Below are 16,043 nucleotides of genomic sequence, written 5' to 3'. Positions count from 1 at the left end.
TTTTTTCGATGAGTTCCACGGCGATGGGCAGGGCCAGCTCGCCGGCCTGGTAGAGTAGGCTGACGAAATTGAGGCCCTTGACGAAGCGGCCCTTGCTATGGTCCCAGTGGGTGCAAATCAACGCACTCGGGTCCGTGTGGGCCTTTTCCAGGATGGAATCATCCACGAGTAGCACCGCAAAGTCGTCGTCCGCCCGCTGCTGCTCGGCCGCGCGAATCACCGGCTTGGCCTGCTTCCAGACCTGCTCAGAGTCCAGATACGAACTACTCAGCCAGCGCGTGACCTGGTCGTGACTCACGGCCCCATCCAGCAGCCGTGATAAACCCGTGGCCGACGTTTGACCCGTCGAACTAATCAGGTAATCTGTGTACAAATCCAGTGTGCAACTCATCACCAAACGTAAATCACTCCCCTAAATATCCGCGTAACATCAGTGATGTAAAACTTCCTACAAATTTTAAAGTCCTTAAAGACGAATATCAAGATATGTGGCAAGACTACTGCATACTCTACGACATTCAATTTGACAAAAACGCCACAGCAGAATTTATAAACAGTATTAAAACAGCCAAGTTTTACAACTCGAAAGTAAATTCTAATTCAATTTTTCACGACAGTTTGTTTATAAAGGTTGACAACGGAAATGCTATTTGGTTCAAATCAGAAAATGGTTATCGTTTTAGCCGACAAGACGGACTTACAACATATACAATTGAACTTGACACAGTGATAAATATTTTAAAGTACAATGAGTGTGCGGACTAAAAATGCTGCACATAACATTCGCATTTATGCAAGCCTGGCTGAAGTGCTAACAATGAGCAGTGGTGCATCTTTCAGCAGTAGTTCCGGGCAGAAAAACATTATTGACCAAAAGTAATAAAAATGAACTTTTAATTATAAATTAGGCAACGGTTTGGGCAGACAGGAATTCTAATTCCAGGCCTGCATAAATGCGTAGCCGTTACCAGTAACAAAAAAGCCTCTCCCGAAGTAATTGCTTCAGGAGAGGCTTTCAGTTTTTAGGGACTGTAGGAATTACACTTCAGCCAGCATTTCCCAGCGGTCATTAAGCTGGGTTAGCTCCTTTTTTACCTGCTCAAATTTCATGGTCGCGTCTTTGAGCTGCGCCGTGTTTTCGTAGATTTTGGGGTCGGCCAACTGCTTTTCGTAGCCGGCTAGCTCCTTTTCCAGGGTGTCGATTTTGGCTTCTAGCTCGGCCAGCTCCCGGGCGGCTTTTTTGGCCTCGTTGCTGTTGTTGGCTGGCTTTGGCTCTTCGGTTTTGGGCTGGGGCTTGGGCGCCGAGGGGCTGGGCAGGCCGGCTTTCTTGGCGGCTTTCTCGCGGTCTTCCTGCCAGGTTTCGTACTCGGCGTAGGTGCCGGGGTACTCCTTCAGCTGGAAGTCTTCGATGTACCAGATTTTGGTGGCCACATTCTCCACAAAGAACCGGTCGTGGCTGATGACGATGAACGTGCCCTGGTACTGCTCCAGGGCCTGAATCAGGATGTTCACCGACACCATATCCAGGTGGTTGGTGGGTTCGTCGAGCAGCAGGAAGTTGGCTTCCGAAATCAGGGTTTTGGCCAGGGCCACGCGGCTTTTCTCACCGCCGCTCAGCACCTTTATTTTCTTGAACACCTCCTCGCCCGTGAACAGGAACGAGCCCAGCACCGAGCGCAATTCCATGTCGTTGCGCTTCGAGCCGGCCTCGCTCATCTCCTGCAGTATCTCGTTGTCGAGCGTGAGGGATTCCAGCTGGTGCTGGGCGTAGAACGACATGATTACGTTGTGGCCCAGCTGGTGCTTGCCGGCGGTGGGGGCTTCGGTGCCGGCCACCAGGCGCATGAGCGTGGACTTGCCCTTGCCGTTGGCGCCGATGAGCGCAATCTTGTCGCCGCGCTCGATGTGCACGTTCGTGTCGCGGAAAATCAGCTTCTGGTCGTACTTCTTGGTCACGTGCTCCATGCGGAGAATGTGGCGGCCGGGCTCGGTTTTGAAGGTGAACTTCATGTTGATTTTGGCCGCGTCGCTGGCCACGTCCTCAATGCGCTCCAGCTTGTCGAGGGCCTTCACGCGGCTCTGGGCCTGCTTGGCCTTGCTGGCCTTGGCCTTGAAGCGCTCAATAAACCGCTCGGCCGCCCGAATCTGCGACTGCTGGTTCTCGAAAGCGCCCTTCTGGATGATGTTGCGCTCTTCTTTTTCCTCCAGGTAATAGGAATAGTTGCCGGCGTAGGGCACCAGCTTGCCGCCTATCACCTCCACCGTGGTGTTGGTGGTGCGGTCCAGGAATTCCCGGTCGTGGCTCACGATGATGACCGCGCCCTCGTAGTCGGCCAAGTAGTTCTCGATCCACTTAATAGACGGCAGGTCCAGGTGGTTGGTGGGTTCGTCGAGGAGCAGGAGGGAGGGCTGCTGCAGCAGGATTTTGGCCAGCATCACGCGCATGCGCCAGCCCCCCGAAAAGGACTTGAGCGGCTTGGTCAGCTCCTCGGTGGTGAAGCCCAGGCCTTCGAGGATTTCCTCGGCCCGCGACTGCATGGTGTAGCCGCCCAACGCCTCAAACCGCTCCTGCATGGTGGCCAGCTTGTCGATGAGGTCGTCGGAGTAGTCGGTTTCGAACAACACCAGAATGTCGTCGATTTTTTTCTGCAGCTCCAGTGCCTCCTCAAAGGCCTGCATGGCCACGTGCAGAATGCTCTCGTGCGTGTCGTAGCTCAGCAGGTCCTGGTTCAAGAAACCCAGGCTCACGTCCTTGGCCATCGAAATCGAGCCGCCGTCGGCCTTGTACTCGCCCACCAGCAGGCGCAGCAGCGTGGACTTGCCGGTGCCGTTGAGGCCAATGAGGCCGATTTTGTCTTTGGGCTTGATGTGCAGGCTGGCGTTGTCGTACAGCGCCCGGGAGCCAAAGTGGAAGTCGAGGTCGGAAATGGAAATCATCTGGTCAGCGGTATTGGGGGGCAAAGGTACGGCGCGTGCTTGGGCCGGCCGGCCAAAAAACAATGCGCCCGCTTTCAAAACCAAAAAGCCCCGCCGGATGTATAACCCATGTTCGTACACGAATGTGTTGCGAATTACCGTTTTACCCTCTCTTTTCATTTCTTATATGTCCACTTTTTCCCTGGTCGCCACCGCCCGCCGCGTGGTTCCCGCTGCCTTTGCCGGCCTGTTGCTGCTCTCGTCCTGCTCCGACGATGACAACGAGGTAATGGCCCCGGCCGCGCCCGCCGTAATCACCTTCACCCAGGCCGGCCTCTACCCCGAAGGCGTGCAGTACGACGCCCCCAACAGCCGCTTTCTGGTGACGTCGCTCACCACCGGCCGCGTGGGCCAGGTGAAGGACGACGGCACCTACAGCACCGCCTTCCCCGACGACCCCCGGCTGGTGTCGGCCATCGGCGCCTACCTGGACAACGCCTCGGGCCGCAACCGCCTGCTGGTGGCCATTTCCGACCCCGGCGCCAACCAGCAGCGCAGCACCGCCGCCACCCGCGGCAAACTGGCCCGCCTGGCTATCTTCAACAACGCCAATGCCACCGCCGCGCCCACCATAGTAGAGCTGGGCAGCCTGCGCCCCAACCTGGCCCACTTCGCCAACGACGTGGCCGTGGACGCCCAGGGCAACGCCTACGTAACCGACAGCTTCTCGAACCTCATCTATAAAATAGACCCCCAGAACACCGCCACCGTGTTCCTGGAGGATGCCACCCGCCTGGCGCCGCCCGCCGCCGGTGCCTTTGGCCTGAACGGCATCGTGTTTCATCCCGACGGCTACCTGCTGGTGGCTAAGTCCGATAACGGGGCCCTCTACAAAGTGCCGCTCAACGCCCCCAATACCTTTACGCAGGTCACCACCACCCAGAACCTGTCGGCGGCCGATGGCCTGCTGCTGCAGGACAACAACACGCTGCAGGTGGTGAGCAACGCCCAGGCCCGCGTGTTCCGCCTCGCCACCACCAACGGCTTCACCGCGGCCACGCTGTCGGGCACATTCGTGACGCAGCCGCAGTTCCCCACCACCCTGGCCCGCCGCGACGGTGCCAGCTACGTGCTCTACGCCAACCTCGACAAGCTTTTCGGCGGCCAAACGCCAGCCGTGAGCCAGTTCAGCATTAACCGGGTGGTTTTCCAGTAAGCCGGTTTTTTGTGCTAAACCAATAGCGGCCGCTTCCTAAGGGAGGCGGCCGCTTTTGGTTTTGGACTTATGAATGAGTTTAGTTAGTCGCGCAAAAGTGACCGCACAAAAAGAACGTCATGCTGAGTGCAGCCGAAGCATCTCTACCGTGCAGGTAATTCATTTACTATTGCGGGAGAGATGCTTCGACTCCGCTCAGCATGACGTTCTTTCTGTGCGAGTACGTTATGTGCCCGCGCTGAAGCAGTCACTACTGAATTAGCGCGGCCTGGGCCTTGGCCGCGGCCGTTTCCAGCGCGGCGGCTTTCAATTCCCGCAGCTTGATAACGCCCAGCTTGTCCATGGTCCAGATAACGGGGTAGGAGGGGTCGAACTCCCACTTCTTTACCCCAAAATTGACGCGGCTGGGCAGCTTGTGGTGGTTGTTCTGGAACAGCTCGCCGCCGGTGAGGAAGTCAAAAAACAGCGAATTGCGGCTCTTGTCGTTGTTGTCGAAGTTCTGGTAGCCGTATTTGTGGCCGGCCCAGTTCACAATGGCGCCGTGCACCGCCCCCATGCTCAGGTGAATGGGCAGCAGCAGGTACTGCCACCAGGCCGTGGCAAATTTGACGTAAAACAGCACGTACACCGCGCCCCAGCCCACCCGTGAGTACCACTTGTTGCCGAAATCCTCCAGCGAATTCCACACCGGATAGTCGCCCTGGAAGCGCTGGGCGGCCACCGAAGTGCCCTTCACACATTCCTGGTAGATGCCCCGCGTCTTCCACATCATGGTAAAGGCGTTGGTGCTGTTGTGGGGCGAGTGCGGGTCGTTGGGCGTGTCGGAGTAGGCGTGGTGCATGCGGTGCAGCAGCGCGTAGGCCCGCGGCGACATAAAGCTGCTGCCCTGCGTAAGGTAGGTGAGCACGAAAAACAGCCGCTCGGTGAGCGCGCCCATCGTAAACATGCGGTGGGCGGCGTAGCGGTGCTGAAAAAACGTCTGCGTGAACAGCGACAAGTACCAGTGCGCGGCGAAAAAAATCAGAATAATCATAAACAATAGCAACAAAGGCGGAGCAGATGCAACGGCAAGTACCACCAAGCTGTAAATGTTCAGGTTGCGGCGCCGGAAGGTACGGAACATAGCTGGCGGAACGTAGCTGGCGCGCGTCTGCGACGCGTGCCGACTGGCGCCGAGCCTGTGGCTCGAGAACGAAGCCGGCGGAACGTAGCTGGCACGCGTCTGCGACGCGTGCCGACTGGCGCCGAGCCTGTGGCTCGAAGTAGAACGAAATGCGGCAGGGCCCTGACAAATGCGCGCCCGAGCCACAGGCTCGAGACCAGTCGGCACGCGTCACAGACGCGCGCCAGCCGCAATATCCAGCCGCAAAATGCCTACCTGGGCAACGGGGCTTCGTCCTTGCTCTCGCTCAGCTTCTGGGCTATGGGCTGGGGCACGCCCACGTTGTGGAACAAGCCGCTAACGATACCCTGGCGCCAGAGCGTGAACACCGAGAAGCGGGGCTCGCGGGTGCTGGTCATCTCCCCGGTCACCACGCGGCCGCCCTTGCGCGGGTTCTGGTCGCGGATAACCACCGCGTTCACCACCTTCGACTTCAGCCGGCTGAACAAAGTCTTTTTGACTTCCTCCTGCTTGTAGCTCAGCAGCGTCATCTGCAGGCCCGTGTATTCGGTTGTCATCGTGCCCGTCACGCCCTGGCGGTCGGCCCGTAGGTCGAAACGCAGCCGCTGCACCTGCCCGCTCTTGAACTTAACCAGCCGGGTGGGCACGGTCATGGAATTAAGTATGCCAAACGGGCCCGCCCCAAACGTGCCCCACACGCGGTGCCGGCCCCGCGGGTCGAGCAGGTACATCGACACCCGCGCATCGAGCCGGATGCGGTTTTGCAGGTAGGTGATGGCGCGGCCCGTGAGCGGCGTGGCGGCGGTCTGCCGTTTCCGGTCGTTGCTAAGATTGTAGAAACTGCCCGTGAAGCGGTTAATGCTCATGGTGCCGGGCGTGGGCGTGAGCGGGCTGCGGTATTTCGAATACAGGTTGCCGTTGCGGATGTCGAACCGCCGCACGTCCACCACTACGGGCAGGTTGCGCATCTCCTCGGGCGAAATTTTCGATTTGTACGGGTTGATGGGCCCGCGGCCATCGGAAGCAATGGTCACCACCGGGCTTTGGGCCACCAGCCGCGTCACGCGCACATCGGCCCGCCGCACCAGCCCGGCAAAATCCAGCCCGGTGAATGCCAGCGACGCCAGCTTGATGGTGATGGCCGGGGCCTGGTAGCCCTTGCGCAGGTTCATGCCCACCGCCGAGTACTTGGGCGTGAGGGCCATTCGCTCAAACCGGAAGGTTTTGGCGTCGGTGTCGAGGCGGGCGCGCTGGCTGCTGGCGCGGTAGTAGGGCGGGTCAAACGGCGCGGCGATGAGCCCGGAGCTGGCCTGCCAGGCGCGGGCGTAGGCAATGCGGCGGGGCTCCAGCGCCGCCAGCGAGTCGATGCGAATGGCCCGGCCGGTCAGGTTCAGGCTGTGCACTTCGGGCGAGTGGCGCAGGCCCCCAATCTGCAGGTCGGCGTTGCGCACGCGCAGGTGCGCCAGCTCCGTGCGCCGCGCCACGGCCGTTAGCATTTTCCACACCGGGGGCGGCGATTTAGCCGGGGGCGTAAACTTCAGTCTGGCTCCTTCCAGCAGCAGGTCATTGGCTTGAAAAATTTGACGCTGCTGCAGGGCCGTGGCATCAAACCCCGTCAGGGCCAGGTGCGGCAGCGTGAGGTCAACCTTCACCGCCCCTGCCGGCCCCTGCCCGGGCGCCGGCGGGCGAATGCGCACCGCGCGCAGGTCAAACGTGCCGGCTTTGGTGGACAGGCGCAGGCTGTCCAGCGCCACGGCGTGGGCCGCCACGGTGGCGTTGCTGCGGCCCAGGGCCACGTCCCAGGCCTGAGCAAACAAGATGCTCCCGGCCCCGGGCACCAGCGTCGAATCGAGGTGCAGGCCGGTGCCGCTCACGGCAATGTCCCGCACCGTGGGCTCCCCGGCGCTGCCTTTCAGGCGCAGGTACCCCCGGCGCACCGCCACATGAGCCAAATCGAGTTGTCGCCAAAAGGAAGAGCCTGATTTTGAATCCTGCGTGGAGGTGCCGGGTAGTGTAGCAGTGAGCTGCGGCCCCAGCAGCAGCAGCGAGTCCGCCTGAAAACGGCGCTGGCGCAGCTTAGGCGCATCAATGCCGGTCAGGCGCAGCCGTGGAAGCATGAGGCTCACCTGAGGCTGTGCAGCGGTTGCAGAGCCAGTGGGTCGAATACGAAGTGAATCAACCAGTAGCAGCTTCTCGGCCGTGGCCAGATGGAGCCCCGCTACGGCCAGCGCGTGGCCAGCGGCCCGGCCCTGGCCGCGCAGTACCCGCAAGCGCCAGTCGGCCGCATACCCCAGCCGCTGCGTATCGGCTGCCCCGGCCGCACTGATGAGCACATCCTGGGCGCTGAGGTCGGCGCGCTCAAATGCTGCCGTGGTCTGCGTTTGCGGCAGGTAGCTGGCCCGGGTGTGAAGCAGGCCAACGTAGCCAATTTCGAGGCCCTCCAGCTGCAGCGGTAGCCGCTGGTGCAGGGGCTGGCCCGCGTTTTTGGTCGGCCTTACTGCCAGCGCCAGCACATCAATGGAGCCCGGGGTGGCCGTGGGCCGTTGTCCAGGGTGGTACTGTCGCTGTTGCGGGTTAGCACCATGGAGTTGGTGGGGCCCATTGCGCGGCCTGCGGTGGCTTCGCAAAGCTTGAGGTACTTGTCCCGCAGCTTCTGGGGCTGCTCGTTGCCGTCTACCACCAGGCTTTTGGCCGAGAGTCGGAACTGAAACGTGCTCCGGCTCTTAATTAGGCCGTCTTTCAACAGCTCCGCCACCATGGCATCCTCCACGGAGCCGTTGCGGGTCCGCATGCTTTGGGACTCATGCAGTCGTTCGCGCATTTCCTCGCGGCGCTCCTCCATTTCTTCCCGCATTTCCTCCTGGCGCTCCCGCATCTCTTCCTGATGGAGGCGCATTTCCATAATTGGCTGGCCCGCGTCGGCACCGCCTGAGCGCCGCTGCGACGAGGATGCCGCGCTCTCCGTTTTCCGGAGCTGGGCCCGCACCTCTTCCAGGCGCTGGTTGAGGCGTTTGCGTTGCTCGGCGCTCAGGTTTTTTACCGCGCTGGCTTCCTTGAGGGCACTTTCGGCGGTGCGCAAGGCTTCGCGCTGGGCGCGCAGCCCTTCTTGCTGCGCCCGCAGCGAACCACCCGAACCATCAGCAGCGCCATCGGACCTAACGATGGTAATGTTCCGGGTGCCGGTGCCATTCCGGCCAAAGGCATCCCCTCGGCTACCACCCGGGACGGCAGAGCCAAACTGGTTGTCGAAACCGCGTGTTCGAAATTCTTCCCGACGCTCAATCTCGCGCTCAAATTGGTTTGCGCCATCGTTCCGGTACACAAATGCCCTTGCTTCCGGCCCATCGCCAGGCACTACCCGGATGATTTCCACCCGCTGCTCGTTGTTCTTGCCCTTGGTGCCTTTGCCGGGCCGCTTGCCCGTTTCAGTTTCCACGCGCTGGCCATTCACGACCAGGTTGGTCAGCCGGCCTTTTTTGTCTTTGGTGATAACTACCGTATTGGGAGTGCGTCCGATAGACGATGCGTCAGGACCATTCCCGTGCATGACTACGCGGCGGGTCTTGCGCACCCGGCCCGGCTTGCTACGCATCACGCGGGTTCGAATGAGGGTGTCTTCGTCCTGCACCATGCTCGTGCGGCGGCCTTCATTGCCCATTACCACCCTACTCACACTCACGGCAGATTCTGGGGCAGCAGTGTTGGTGGCCGCCCCCACTTCCTGCCATGGGAATGCTGCAGGGCCAGCAGCCGGGGCCGCAGACCGCGTGAGCGGCCCGGCCAGTGCCACGCTGCTGCCCAGCAGCCCGAGGCCGCCCAGCACCAACGCGCCAGCCAGTAAGCCCTCGGCCACGGTAGGTGCTGCCGGGCGCCGCTGCACCAGGCGGCGCACACGGTTCAGCAGCGCCCCGCGGCTGCCGATGGCTGCCAGCGCCAGGCGCGGCGCGGTGGGCACCACCGCGCTCTGGCTCCACTCGGCCAGCGCGGTGAGGGCCCGGGCCAGGCGCAGCGCGTCGCCGTCGCACAGCGCGGTGGCCGCGTCGTCGCAGCAGTTTTCGCGCTCGGTGCGCACGCAGCTGGCCACAAACCACACCGCCGGATGGTAGAAAAACAGCACTTCCGCCACAGTCTGCAGCAGGTTCACGAGGTAGTCGCGGCGCAGCACGTGGGCCAGCTCGTGGGCCAGTATGGCTTCGAGATAAACAGGAGAAAGGCCCGCTATCGCTCCCAAAGGCAGCAAAATTACGGGGCGCACATGGCCCACTACCAGCGGCACCCGTACCAGCGCCGATTCCAGCAACGCCACCGGCCGGCGCAGGCCACTGCGCGCCGCCAGCACCGCCACCCGGTCCTGCCACGCCTGGCTGAGGGGCCGCACCCGGTAGCGCCGCAAGCGCTGTACATACAGCAGCCCGCCCAGCATGCGCAGGCTCATGGCCAGCAGGCCCAGCAGCCACAGCAGCACCAACAGCGGCATGTGGGTATCCATGTAGCGCAGGCTCGTGGCCAGCCAGGCAGGGGCTGCCGGGAGCGCAGCGGCCGCTTCATTGGCCGTCATAACCTGTTTTTTTAGTTGGCCGATGGCATCAGCCCCAGCCCGGGCCGTTGCAGCAGCCGGCGCCACAGGCACCGAGTTATGGGCCGCTGTCGCCTTCACGGTTTCAAATGCGCCGGAAGTCAGCAACATGTCCTGACCCACGCCGGCATTGAAATAGAGCCCGAAGGTGATGCCGGCCAGGGCCACCACCACGCCCAGCGCACCAGCCGAAGCTGCGTAGCGCACTTCGGCCCGCTGGCGCCGGAGCAGGAGCAGTGCCCCCGCCAGCACCGCCGCTATCAGCGCGCCCTGCCACAGCGAGTGCAGCAGTGTCCAACCCAAAGCCCGCATCAGCGCGGGCGAAACGAAATTCTCAAGCGCGGTCATCGTCGTCGGCATTAGAGGTGGAATTTTGGATTTCAATGTCGTTGAGCAGGCGGCGGATTTGCGCCAGCTCATCGGCCGAAGTCTGGCGGTTGCCCAGGGCCTGCATCACCAGCTTCAGGGCCGAGCCGCCGAAAGTGGCATCCACGAACTTGTTGAGGAGCAGGCTCTGGGTTTCCTGCTCGCGCACCGCCGCCCGGTACACGTGGCTGCGGTCGGCATCGTCGCGCCGCACCAATGCTTTTTCCAGCATCAGCTGCAGCATCTTGAGCGTGGTGGTGTAGCCCACCTCCGCCTGCCGGCGCTCGCTCAGGTTGTCGTTGATGGCCCGCACCGTGGCAGGCCCGTGCTGCCAGAGCACGTGTAGGATTTCCAGTTCGGAGTCCGTAGGTTTGGAGGGCGGTGCTTTGCTCATGCTGAAAGATACGAAGCATCTACGAATTGTTTCGTAGGATATGACAAAGATGGTACGAATGTTTTCGTAGTTGCAAGTCTGTATTACGAAATATTTCGTACAATATCGCAACAGTCTATGTATCAGTGCATTAATTTTATACACTGATAATAATACTATCGAGGCATTATGTGCAGGTGCCTGCCTCTACCTTGGGTCTGGTTCCTATGCCGCTACTTGAGCCGGCATAGCGGCTATGATGCCTACTGCAATACCCGCCCATCGAGGCAACTACCTCTACCGGATACGCTCTCCGCTGACTGCCGCTTCACGGCGGCGCTTGGTGAGTGTGACGCGCGCCCGGTGGCAGATACCGCCTAGCGGCGGATTGAACTTGCTCACGCTCACCTTCACCTTGCGCACGTGCGGCAATTCGGCCATGATGCGGTCCAGTACGCGGTGGGCCACGTGCTCCAGAAGGCGCGCCGGGGCCAGCATTTCTTCTGCCACCAGCCGGTACAGGACTTCGTAGTTCACCGTTTCCTGCAGCTTATCCGACTCGCCGGCGCCCAGCAGGTTGGTACTGATGTACAGGTCTACGCCGTACTTATTTCCCATTTTTTGCTCTTCATCATAATAGCCGTGAAAAGCAAAAAACTCTAGTCCTTCAAGTGCAATCTGGCCCATGTGGTGGTGGCGGTGAAATGGAGAAATGGTGAGATAATGAGGAAGCCAAGCGCATACTTCGGGTTTACACGAAAGTGACCCAGGTGCCACAACGAGTGCCTATCAGCTATTGGCTGGGGCTCCCAAAACACCAACTGCTACTACTAAAACCGTATAATTCAGCTACGGCGAAGCAAAAGTCAACCACAAAAAAAGAAGACCTGCCATCACGGCAGGTCTTTCTCACAATCAATTACAAAATCCATCGAATCCGGAAAATCAGCGGGCTAGATTTCGTCGAAAAATGACTTTTCTGCTACGGCTGCCGTGGCGGGCGCGGTGGCGGCGGCCATACCAGGGTGAATAACGGGCGAGGGCGGGGTGATTTCGGGCCGGTCAGGGCCGATGGGGCGAATTTCGGGCTCGGTGGGATCTACGCGGGGCGCACCGGGGTGGGGCACCTGCGAAGGTTCGGGCTGGTCGATGTGGGGCGCGGGCGCAATGCCGGGGTTTTCGGGGGGCGCAACGGGCCGCTCAATGTCGGGGTTGGGCGTGGTGTAAGGGTCGGGCTGCTGGCCGGGCTTGGGGTTGTAGCCGGTGGTTTCGGCGGTGCGCTCCAGCAGCTCTTCGGAACGGCTGCGGGCACCCGGCGCAAACGAGGCGGGCGTGGCGGCAGCAACAGCGGCAGCCGGTAAAATGGCGGAGGAAGAAGTAACCTGCATGGCGGGATTGGGCTCAGGAGTGGAGTCAGCGGCCGGTTCTTTCGGCCGTTCCACTTGTACGCGTGCCGCCCGCGAAAGGATGGCTGCCGCGCCGCCCTTGGGCCGGCTACGGGCCTTTTCCACCTTGTCCAGGGCATCGGAAGCAAGGTGGTGCAGGTCGCGGGCCAGGCCGTCGAGCTGTAGCTCAAGGCGCTGGCACTCCTGGCCCAGGCCCGATGCCTCGCGCTGCATTTCCGACACTGTTTTTTCGGCCTGCTGGTAGGCCTCGTCTACCACGGCGCGGGCGCGCTGGCGGGCTTCGGTCAGGAGCTGCTCGGCCTGAAACTGAGCTTCGCGAATGCGCAGGTCGGCGTCGCGCTGGGCCTGCTCGGTGATGTTGTTGCCGGTGTCTTCGGCCGTTTTCAGGGTGCGGTAGAGGCTGCTTTCTACCTCGCGCATCTTCTGCACGTCCTGCTGAGCGTGCTCCAGTTTGAGGCGCAGCTCACGGTTTTCGTCGCCCAGCCGCTCCCACTGCTGCGAAACGGTGTTCAGGAAGGCCTGAACCTCGTCTTTATCAATCCCACGAAAGGACTTTTCAAACGTTTTCTGGCGGATATCGAGGGCGGTAATTTTCATATCGAGCTATTAGCCTTTAGCTGGTAGCTATTAGCTTTTTCAGGTTAATTTATTGAAGCGTTGACCCAAGGAAGGTGCTAATGACTGTCAGCTAACAGCTTCCAGAGCCCACACAGCCAGGCTCCGGTCGTCGCTACACGAAACTAGCCGGTTTTCGGTGCCCGGCCAAACCAGCCGATTCACCGACGTGCCGTGCCCCGCCGACCGGGCCCGGTCGAGCACGCGCAGCAGGGTCATGGTGGCCGCGTCCCACAGCTTTATGCTTTTATCGAGGCTGCAGGAGGCCAGGTAACGGCCGTCGGGGCTGAAGGCCAAATGGTTGATGGTGTACATGTGGGCCGGCACGGTGGTGGCGAGGGCGTAGCCCGCCGCCACGTCCCAGGTTCGGATTTGGGCATCGCGGCCGGCGGTAAACAGACGGGTGCCATCGAGCGAAAAAGCTACCGAAAAGACCGAATTGGTGCTTTCGGCCAGGGTGTAGCGGGTTTCCAGCGAGTCCAGGTCGAGGATGTATGTGCGCGTATCGGAGCTGCCCACGGCCAGCTCGCCGCGGCCTTCGTGCAGGGCCAGGCAGCGCAGGCTTTTGTCGGCGAGGCGCAGGAGTTTTTCCAGCCGGAAGTCGGGCAGCCGCAGCACGGCCAGGGTACCATCGCCTAGGGCCACGTACAGCCGCTGCCGGGTTTCGGAATACACCATCTCAAAGATGGCCACCGGTGGCAGGGCGGTGGCGTGCACCAGCTGCCGCTGCGCCAAGCCAATGGCCTGAATGCCCTGAAAATTGTGCCCCAGCACCAGCATATCCAGCGCCGGTAGGTGGCGCAGGGCGTACACCGAATTTTCCACGCGGGCCAGCAGCTCGCCGTCCCGGCCGGGCTCGGCGGCGTTCCAGCCCACCACCATGCCGTCGGCGCTGCCCGAGTAAATGGCGTTGTCCGAGCCGCCCGTCAGGGCATACACGGCGTCGCGGTGGCCAGCCAGCGTGGCTATTTTGGTAACGGACGGGCGGAAAATTTCGGACATACGAGCGGCACAAAGGTAGCTTTGCCAGGGAGTAGTTCGCGGCTGGCGGCCAATGGGCAGCCGTGCGCTACGGCTGGCGGCAACTTGTCCGCTGCTCATTCTCCCCACCGCTACCCCGCTACTGCGGCCCGTCCACTACCTCTCGCCAATGCCCCTGCACACCCTCCAGCGCCTCTCCCCTACTGCCGTGCTGGGCCTTTGGTACCTCACCGAAACGCCCACCGAGCTGTGGCGCGCGTTGCCGCAGCAGCAAGCGTACCGGGCGCTGTGCCCGCCACGGCCGATGCCACGCGCCAGGCCCAGTGGCTGGCCGGCCGGGTGCTGGCCCACGAGCTGCTCCGCAGCACCGGCACGGCCGACGAGGCCGGCGTGGTGGTGCACAACGATGCCACCGGGCGCCCCTGGCTGGCTGGCGGCGAGCAGCATTCTGCCCTGTCCCTGTCGCATTCGGGCGTGTGGGTGGCGGCGGTGCTGGCGCAGGGCGCCCGCGTGGGCATCGATGTGGAGATGATTCGGGACAAAGCCCAGCGGCTGGCCAGCAAGTTTCTGAACGCCGACGAATGGGCCGCGGCGCAGGCTGCCGCGCCGGACGCCCATGCAGCAGCGCCCGCGCACTATACCTTGCTATGGAGCGCCAAAGAAACCTTGTACAAGCTGGCGGGCCAGCGGGGCATCATTTTCAAAACCCAGCTGCTGCTTAGTACTTTCGAGTCCGGGGAATCCGGCGAAATTCCCGCTACGTTGGTAGTGGGCGGCGCGCATACCCGGCACTGCATTTGCTATTCACAACCGTCGCCGGGCTATGTTCTTACGTACTGCCACCAATCTGCTCCGTAGCCTTCGGCACGCCCTCCCTCACAAGCCTAACCTTACCGCCATGTCTTTTCGCCGAATTCCCATTCTCACCGCCGTGGCGCTGCTTGCCGTGACCATGGCCGTGGGCGTGGCGCGCGCCCAATCGGTGGGCAGTACCGTTGGTGATTTTACCCTCAAAACCGCCACCAACTCCAACGTGTCGCTGAAAAGCTACGCGGGCAAAAAGGCCGTGGTGGTGGTGTTTTTGAACCCCGCCTGTCCTTTCTCGCTGGCTTACCAGGGCCGGCTGGCCGCGCTCAACAGCGCCTACGACGCCAAGGGGGTTGAGTTCCTGTTCATCAATTCCCCCATCTACACCGAGTCCGGCAGCACCACGGCCCCCGGCAAGCTCGACCTGCCCACCCTCACCGATGGCAGCCTGCAGGTGAGCACGCTGCTGGGCGCCACCAAAACCACCGAAGTGGTGGTGCTGCAACCCACGGCAGGAGGCTTTGCCATCCGCTACCGGGGCGCTATTGATGACAACCCGCAGGTAGCGAGCAGCGTGCAGCAGGCCTACCTCAAGCAAGTGCTCGACAACCTGCTGGCCGGCCGTCCCGCTGGCGTGGACGAAAAGCGCGCCGCAGGCCTGAGAATCAGGACGCAGTAGCCGGCAGGCCGCTTATTCCAGAATGCTGAGCAGGACGGCCACCTCGGTCGCCTTCACGGGCTCCTGCAGCTTCTCGAAGCTCATTTGCAGGTTGCGCAGGGCGCGCCGCACAATGTCCAGGTTGGTGCAGGGCTCGTAGAAAATCGGGTTCGAGGAAATATTCAGCTGGCCTACGTAGTGCTCAATGTCGGTGCGCGAAAGCACCAGGCCGCGGTTGTAGCAGTTGATGTAGAACGGCTCGGCCCCCGGCAGCTCGGGCCGGAACGTGAGCACAAACAGGTTGGGCAGGTTCACCCCGAATACGGGCAGGTGCAGCCGCTGCGCTACCAGCAGGTAAATCACGCAGAGCGTGAGCGGGTTGCCGCGCTTGGTCTCAATCACGCGCTGCAGCATGGTATTGGCCGGCGAGTGGAAGTGCTGGGTGTTGGCTGCGAACTTGTGCACCCGGAACATGACGTGGTTCAGGGCCTGCACCTGGTCGGCAGGGTGCATTTCGGGGCGCAGGGCGGTCCAGGCCTCGAAGCGCAGCTGCTCAATGGCGCGGTTCAGGGCCTGCAGGTCGGCATCGGGATATTGATACGTATTGAGCAGCCACATGCCTTCCAACAGGTCGACGGCGCCGGCCTCGCGCCACACGCGCAGGCGCTGCTGCAGGCCCTCAAACTGCAGGTGGTGAATCAGGTCCTCCAGCCGCTGCTGCTGCTGGCCATCCAGGGTTTCCTCCCACGACTCCTCCAGAAACGGGATGATGCTTTCTCCTAAATTCTGGATTTTATCCTGAATTTGCGGCGCTACTTCCGGGTCGTCGAGCAGCGAGATTAGGGCTTTGATTTCTTTGTTCGTCATTACGCAGGGGTGGCTCAGCCCCGCAAATTTACGCCCGGAAGCGGTTGCGGTGCGTTTCGGGCACCGATTTTAACACCTCTCCCCCCGAAACAAGTTCGTTTTGCCCCACTCCGGCCATTCGCCGGGCCGCTCCCGGATT

13 protein-coding genes are annotated in these 16,043 nt (G+C 61.6%); 3 read left to right on the top strand and 10 right to left on the bottom strand.

Annotation, left to right across the window (positions count from 1 at the left end; genetic code table 11):
• Positions 1–391: transposase (locus tag BEN48_RS09520; protein WP_141764570.1), on the bottom strand; the 391-nt coding region annotated here is incomplete at its 3' end.
• A 647-nt stretch (positions 392–1,038) separates the two neighbouring features.
• Entirely contained in the window at positions 1,039–2,937 is a 1,899-nt protein-coding gene (locus tag BEN48_RS09510; RefSeq protein ID WP_070734394.1) for an ABC-F family ATP-binding cassette domain-containing protein, read from the bottom strand.
• Positions 2,938–3,103: 166 nt separating this feature from the next.
• Between BEN48_RS09510 and BEN48_RS09505 the strand changes: the two genes are divergently transcribed.
• Positions 3,104–4,132: an SMP-30/gluconolactonase/LRE family protein gene (locus tag BEN48_RS09505; protein WP_070734384.1), complete on the top strand. Its 1,029-nt coding sequence runs from the start codon at positions 3,104–3,106 to the stop codon at positions 4,130–4,132.
• A 250-nt stretch (positions 4,133–4,382) separates the two neighbouring features.
• On the opposite strand, the gene BEN48_RS09500 is transcribed toward BEN48_RS09505, so the two are convergent.
• The 7 genes from BEN48_RS09500 to BEN48_RS09470 all read right to left on the bottom strand — a co-directional run bounded on the left by BEN48_RS09500 (position 4,383) and on the right by BEN48_RS09470 (position 13,593).
• Positions 4,383–5,165, bottom strand: a complete 783-nt coding sequence (locus BEN48_RS09500) for an acyl-CoA desaturase (RefSeq protein ID WP_070734392.1) — start codon at positions 5,163–5,165, stop codon at positions 4,383–4,385.
• 341 nt (positions 5,166–5,506) lie between these two features.
• Positions 5,507–7,768, bottom strand: a complete 2,262-nt coding sequence (locus tag BEN48_RS09495; RefSeq protein WP_070734381.1) for a hypothetical protein — start codon at positions 7,766–7,768, stop codon at positions 5,507–5,509.
• Positions 7,750–10,191, bottom strand: a complete 2,442-nt coding sequence (locus tag BEN48_RS09490) for a M56 family metallopeptidase (RefSeq protein WP_125932566.1) — start codon at positions 10,189–10,191, stop codon at positions 7,750–7,752. Before BEN48_RS09490 ends, BEN48_RS09495 begins: the two co-directional genes overlap by 19 nt.
• A complete protein-coding gene (locus BEN48_RS09485) occupies positions 10,166–10,591 on the bottom strand; it encodes a BlaI/MecI/CopY family transcriptional regulator (protein ID WP_070734378.1) in 426 nt (141 codons plus the stop codon). Before BEN48_RS09485 ends, BEN48_RS09490 begins: the two co-directional genes overlap by 26 nt.
• 276 nt (positions 10,592–10,867) lie before the next feature.
• Positions 10,868–11,257 (bottom strand): dihydroneopterin aldolase, encoded by a 390-nt coding sequence (gene folB / locus BEN48_RS09480; RefSeq protein ID WP_070734377.1) that lies wholly within the window; start codon positions 11,255–11,257, stop codon positions 10,868–10,870.
• Between the two features lie 266 nt (positions 11,258–11,523).
• Positions 11,524–12,573, bottom strand: a complete 1,050-nt coding sequence (locus BEN48_RS09475; protein ID WP_070734375.1) for a DivIVA domain-containing protein — start codon at positions 12,571–12,573, stop codon at positions 11,524–11,526.
• Between the two features lie 87 nt (positions 12,574–12,660).
• Positions 12,661–13,593, bottom strand: coding sequence for a WD40 repeat domain-containing protein (locus BEN48_RS09470; protein WP_070734374.1), 933 nt, complete (start codon positions 13,591–13,593; stop codon positions 12,661–12,663).
• Between the two features lie 267 nt (positions 13,594–13,860).
• On the opposite strand from BEN48_RS09470, the gene BEN48_RS09465 reads away from it, so the two are divergent.
• Together BEN48_RS09465 and BEN48_RS09460 are read left to right on the top strand one after the other, a co-directional pair.
• A complete protein-coding gene (locus BEN48_RS09465; RefSeq protein WP_158010140.1) occupies positions 13,861–14,430 on the top strand; it encodes a 4'-phosphopantetheinyl transferase family protein in 570 nt (189 codons plus the stop codon).
• Positions 14,431–14,470: 40 nt separating this feature from the next.
• Positions 14,471–15,058: a redoxin domain-containing protein gene (locus BEN48_RS09460; protein ID WP_070734370.1), complete on the top strand. Its 588-nt coding sequence runs from the start codon at positions 14,471–14,473 to the stop codon at positions 15,056–15,058.
• 12 nt (positions 15,059–15,070) lie between these two features.
• Here the strand turns inward: BEN48_RS09460 and BEN48_RS09455 are convergent, their stop codons facing one another.
• Positions 15,071–15,904, bottom strand: a complete 834-nt coding sequence (locus BEN48_RS09455; RefSeq protein ID WP_070734368.1) for a transglutaminase-like domain-containing protein — start codon at positions 15,902–15,904, stop codon at positions 15,071–15,073.
• Positions 15,905–16,043 lie beyond the last annotated feature (139 nt).

Source organism: Hymenobacter glacialis, from assembly GCF_001816165.1.
Taxonomy (GTDB): Bacteria; Bacteroidota; Bacteroidia; order Cytophagales; family Hymenobacteraceae; genus Hymenobacter; species Hymenobacter glacialis.
The sequence above is the reverse complement of the archived record's forward strand: the minus strand, read 5'-3'. Positions and strand labels throughout refer to the sequence as shown.

What these genes read in the sequence shown, in the direction of transcription:
- BEN48_RS09460 (WP_070734370.1), top strand. Translation starts at nt 14,471, where the DNA reads ATGTCTTTTCGCCGAATTCCCATTCTCACCGCCGTGGCGCTGCTTGCC.
- BEN48_RS09505 (WP_070734384.1), top strand. Translation starts at nt 3,104, where the DNA reads ATGTCCACTTTTTCCCTGGTCGCCACCGCCCGCCGCGTGGTTCCCGCT.
- BEN48_RS09455 (WP_070734368.1), bottom strand. Translation starts at nt 15,904, where the DNA reads ATGACGAACAAAGAAATCAAAGCCCTAATCTCGCTGCTCGACGACCCG.
- BEN48_RS09485 (WP_070734378.1), bottom strand. Translation starts at nt 10,591, where the DNA reads ATGAGCAAAGCACCGCCCTCCAAACCTACGGACTCCGAACTGGAAATC.
- folB (WP_070734377.1), bottom strand. Translation starts at nt 11,257, where the DNA reads ATGGGCCAGATTGCACTTGAAGGACTAGAGTTTTTTGCTTTTCACGGC.
- BEN48_RS09490 (WP_125932566.1), bottom strand. Translation starts at nt 10,191, where the DNA reads ATGCCGACGACGATGACCGCGCTTGAGAATTTCGTTTCGCCCGCGCTG.
- BEN48_RS09510 (WP_070734394.1), bottom strand. Translation starts at nt 2,937, where the DNA reads ATGATTTCCATTTCCGACCTCGACTTCCACTTTGGCTCCCGGGCGCTG.
- BEN48_RS09475 (WP_070734375.1), bottom strand. Translation starts at nt 12,573, where the DNA reads ATGAAAATTACCGCCCTCGATATCCGCCAGAAAACGTTTGAAAAGTCC.
- BEN48_RS09500 (WP_070734392.1), bottom strand. Translation starts at nt 5,165, where the DNA reads ATGATTATTCTGATTTTTTTCGCCGCGCACTGGTACTTGTCGCTGTTC.
- BEN48_RS09470 (WP_070734374.1), bottom strand. Translation starts at nt 13,593, where the DNA reads ATGTCCGAAATTTTCCGCCCGTCCGTTACCAAAATAGCCACGCTGGCT.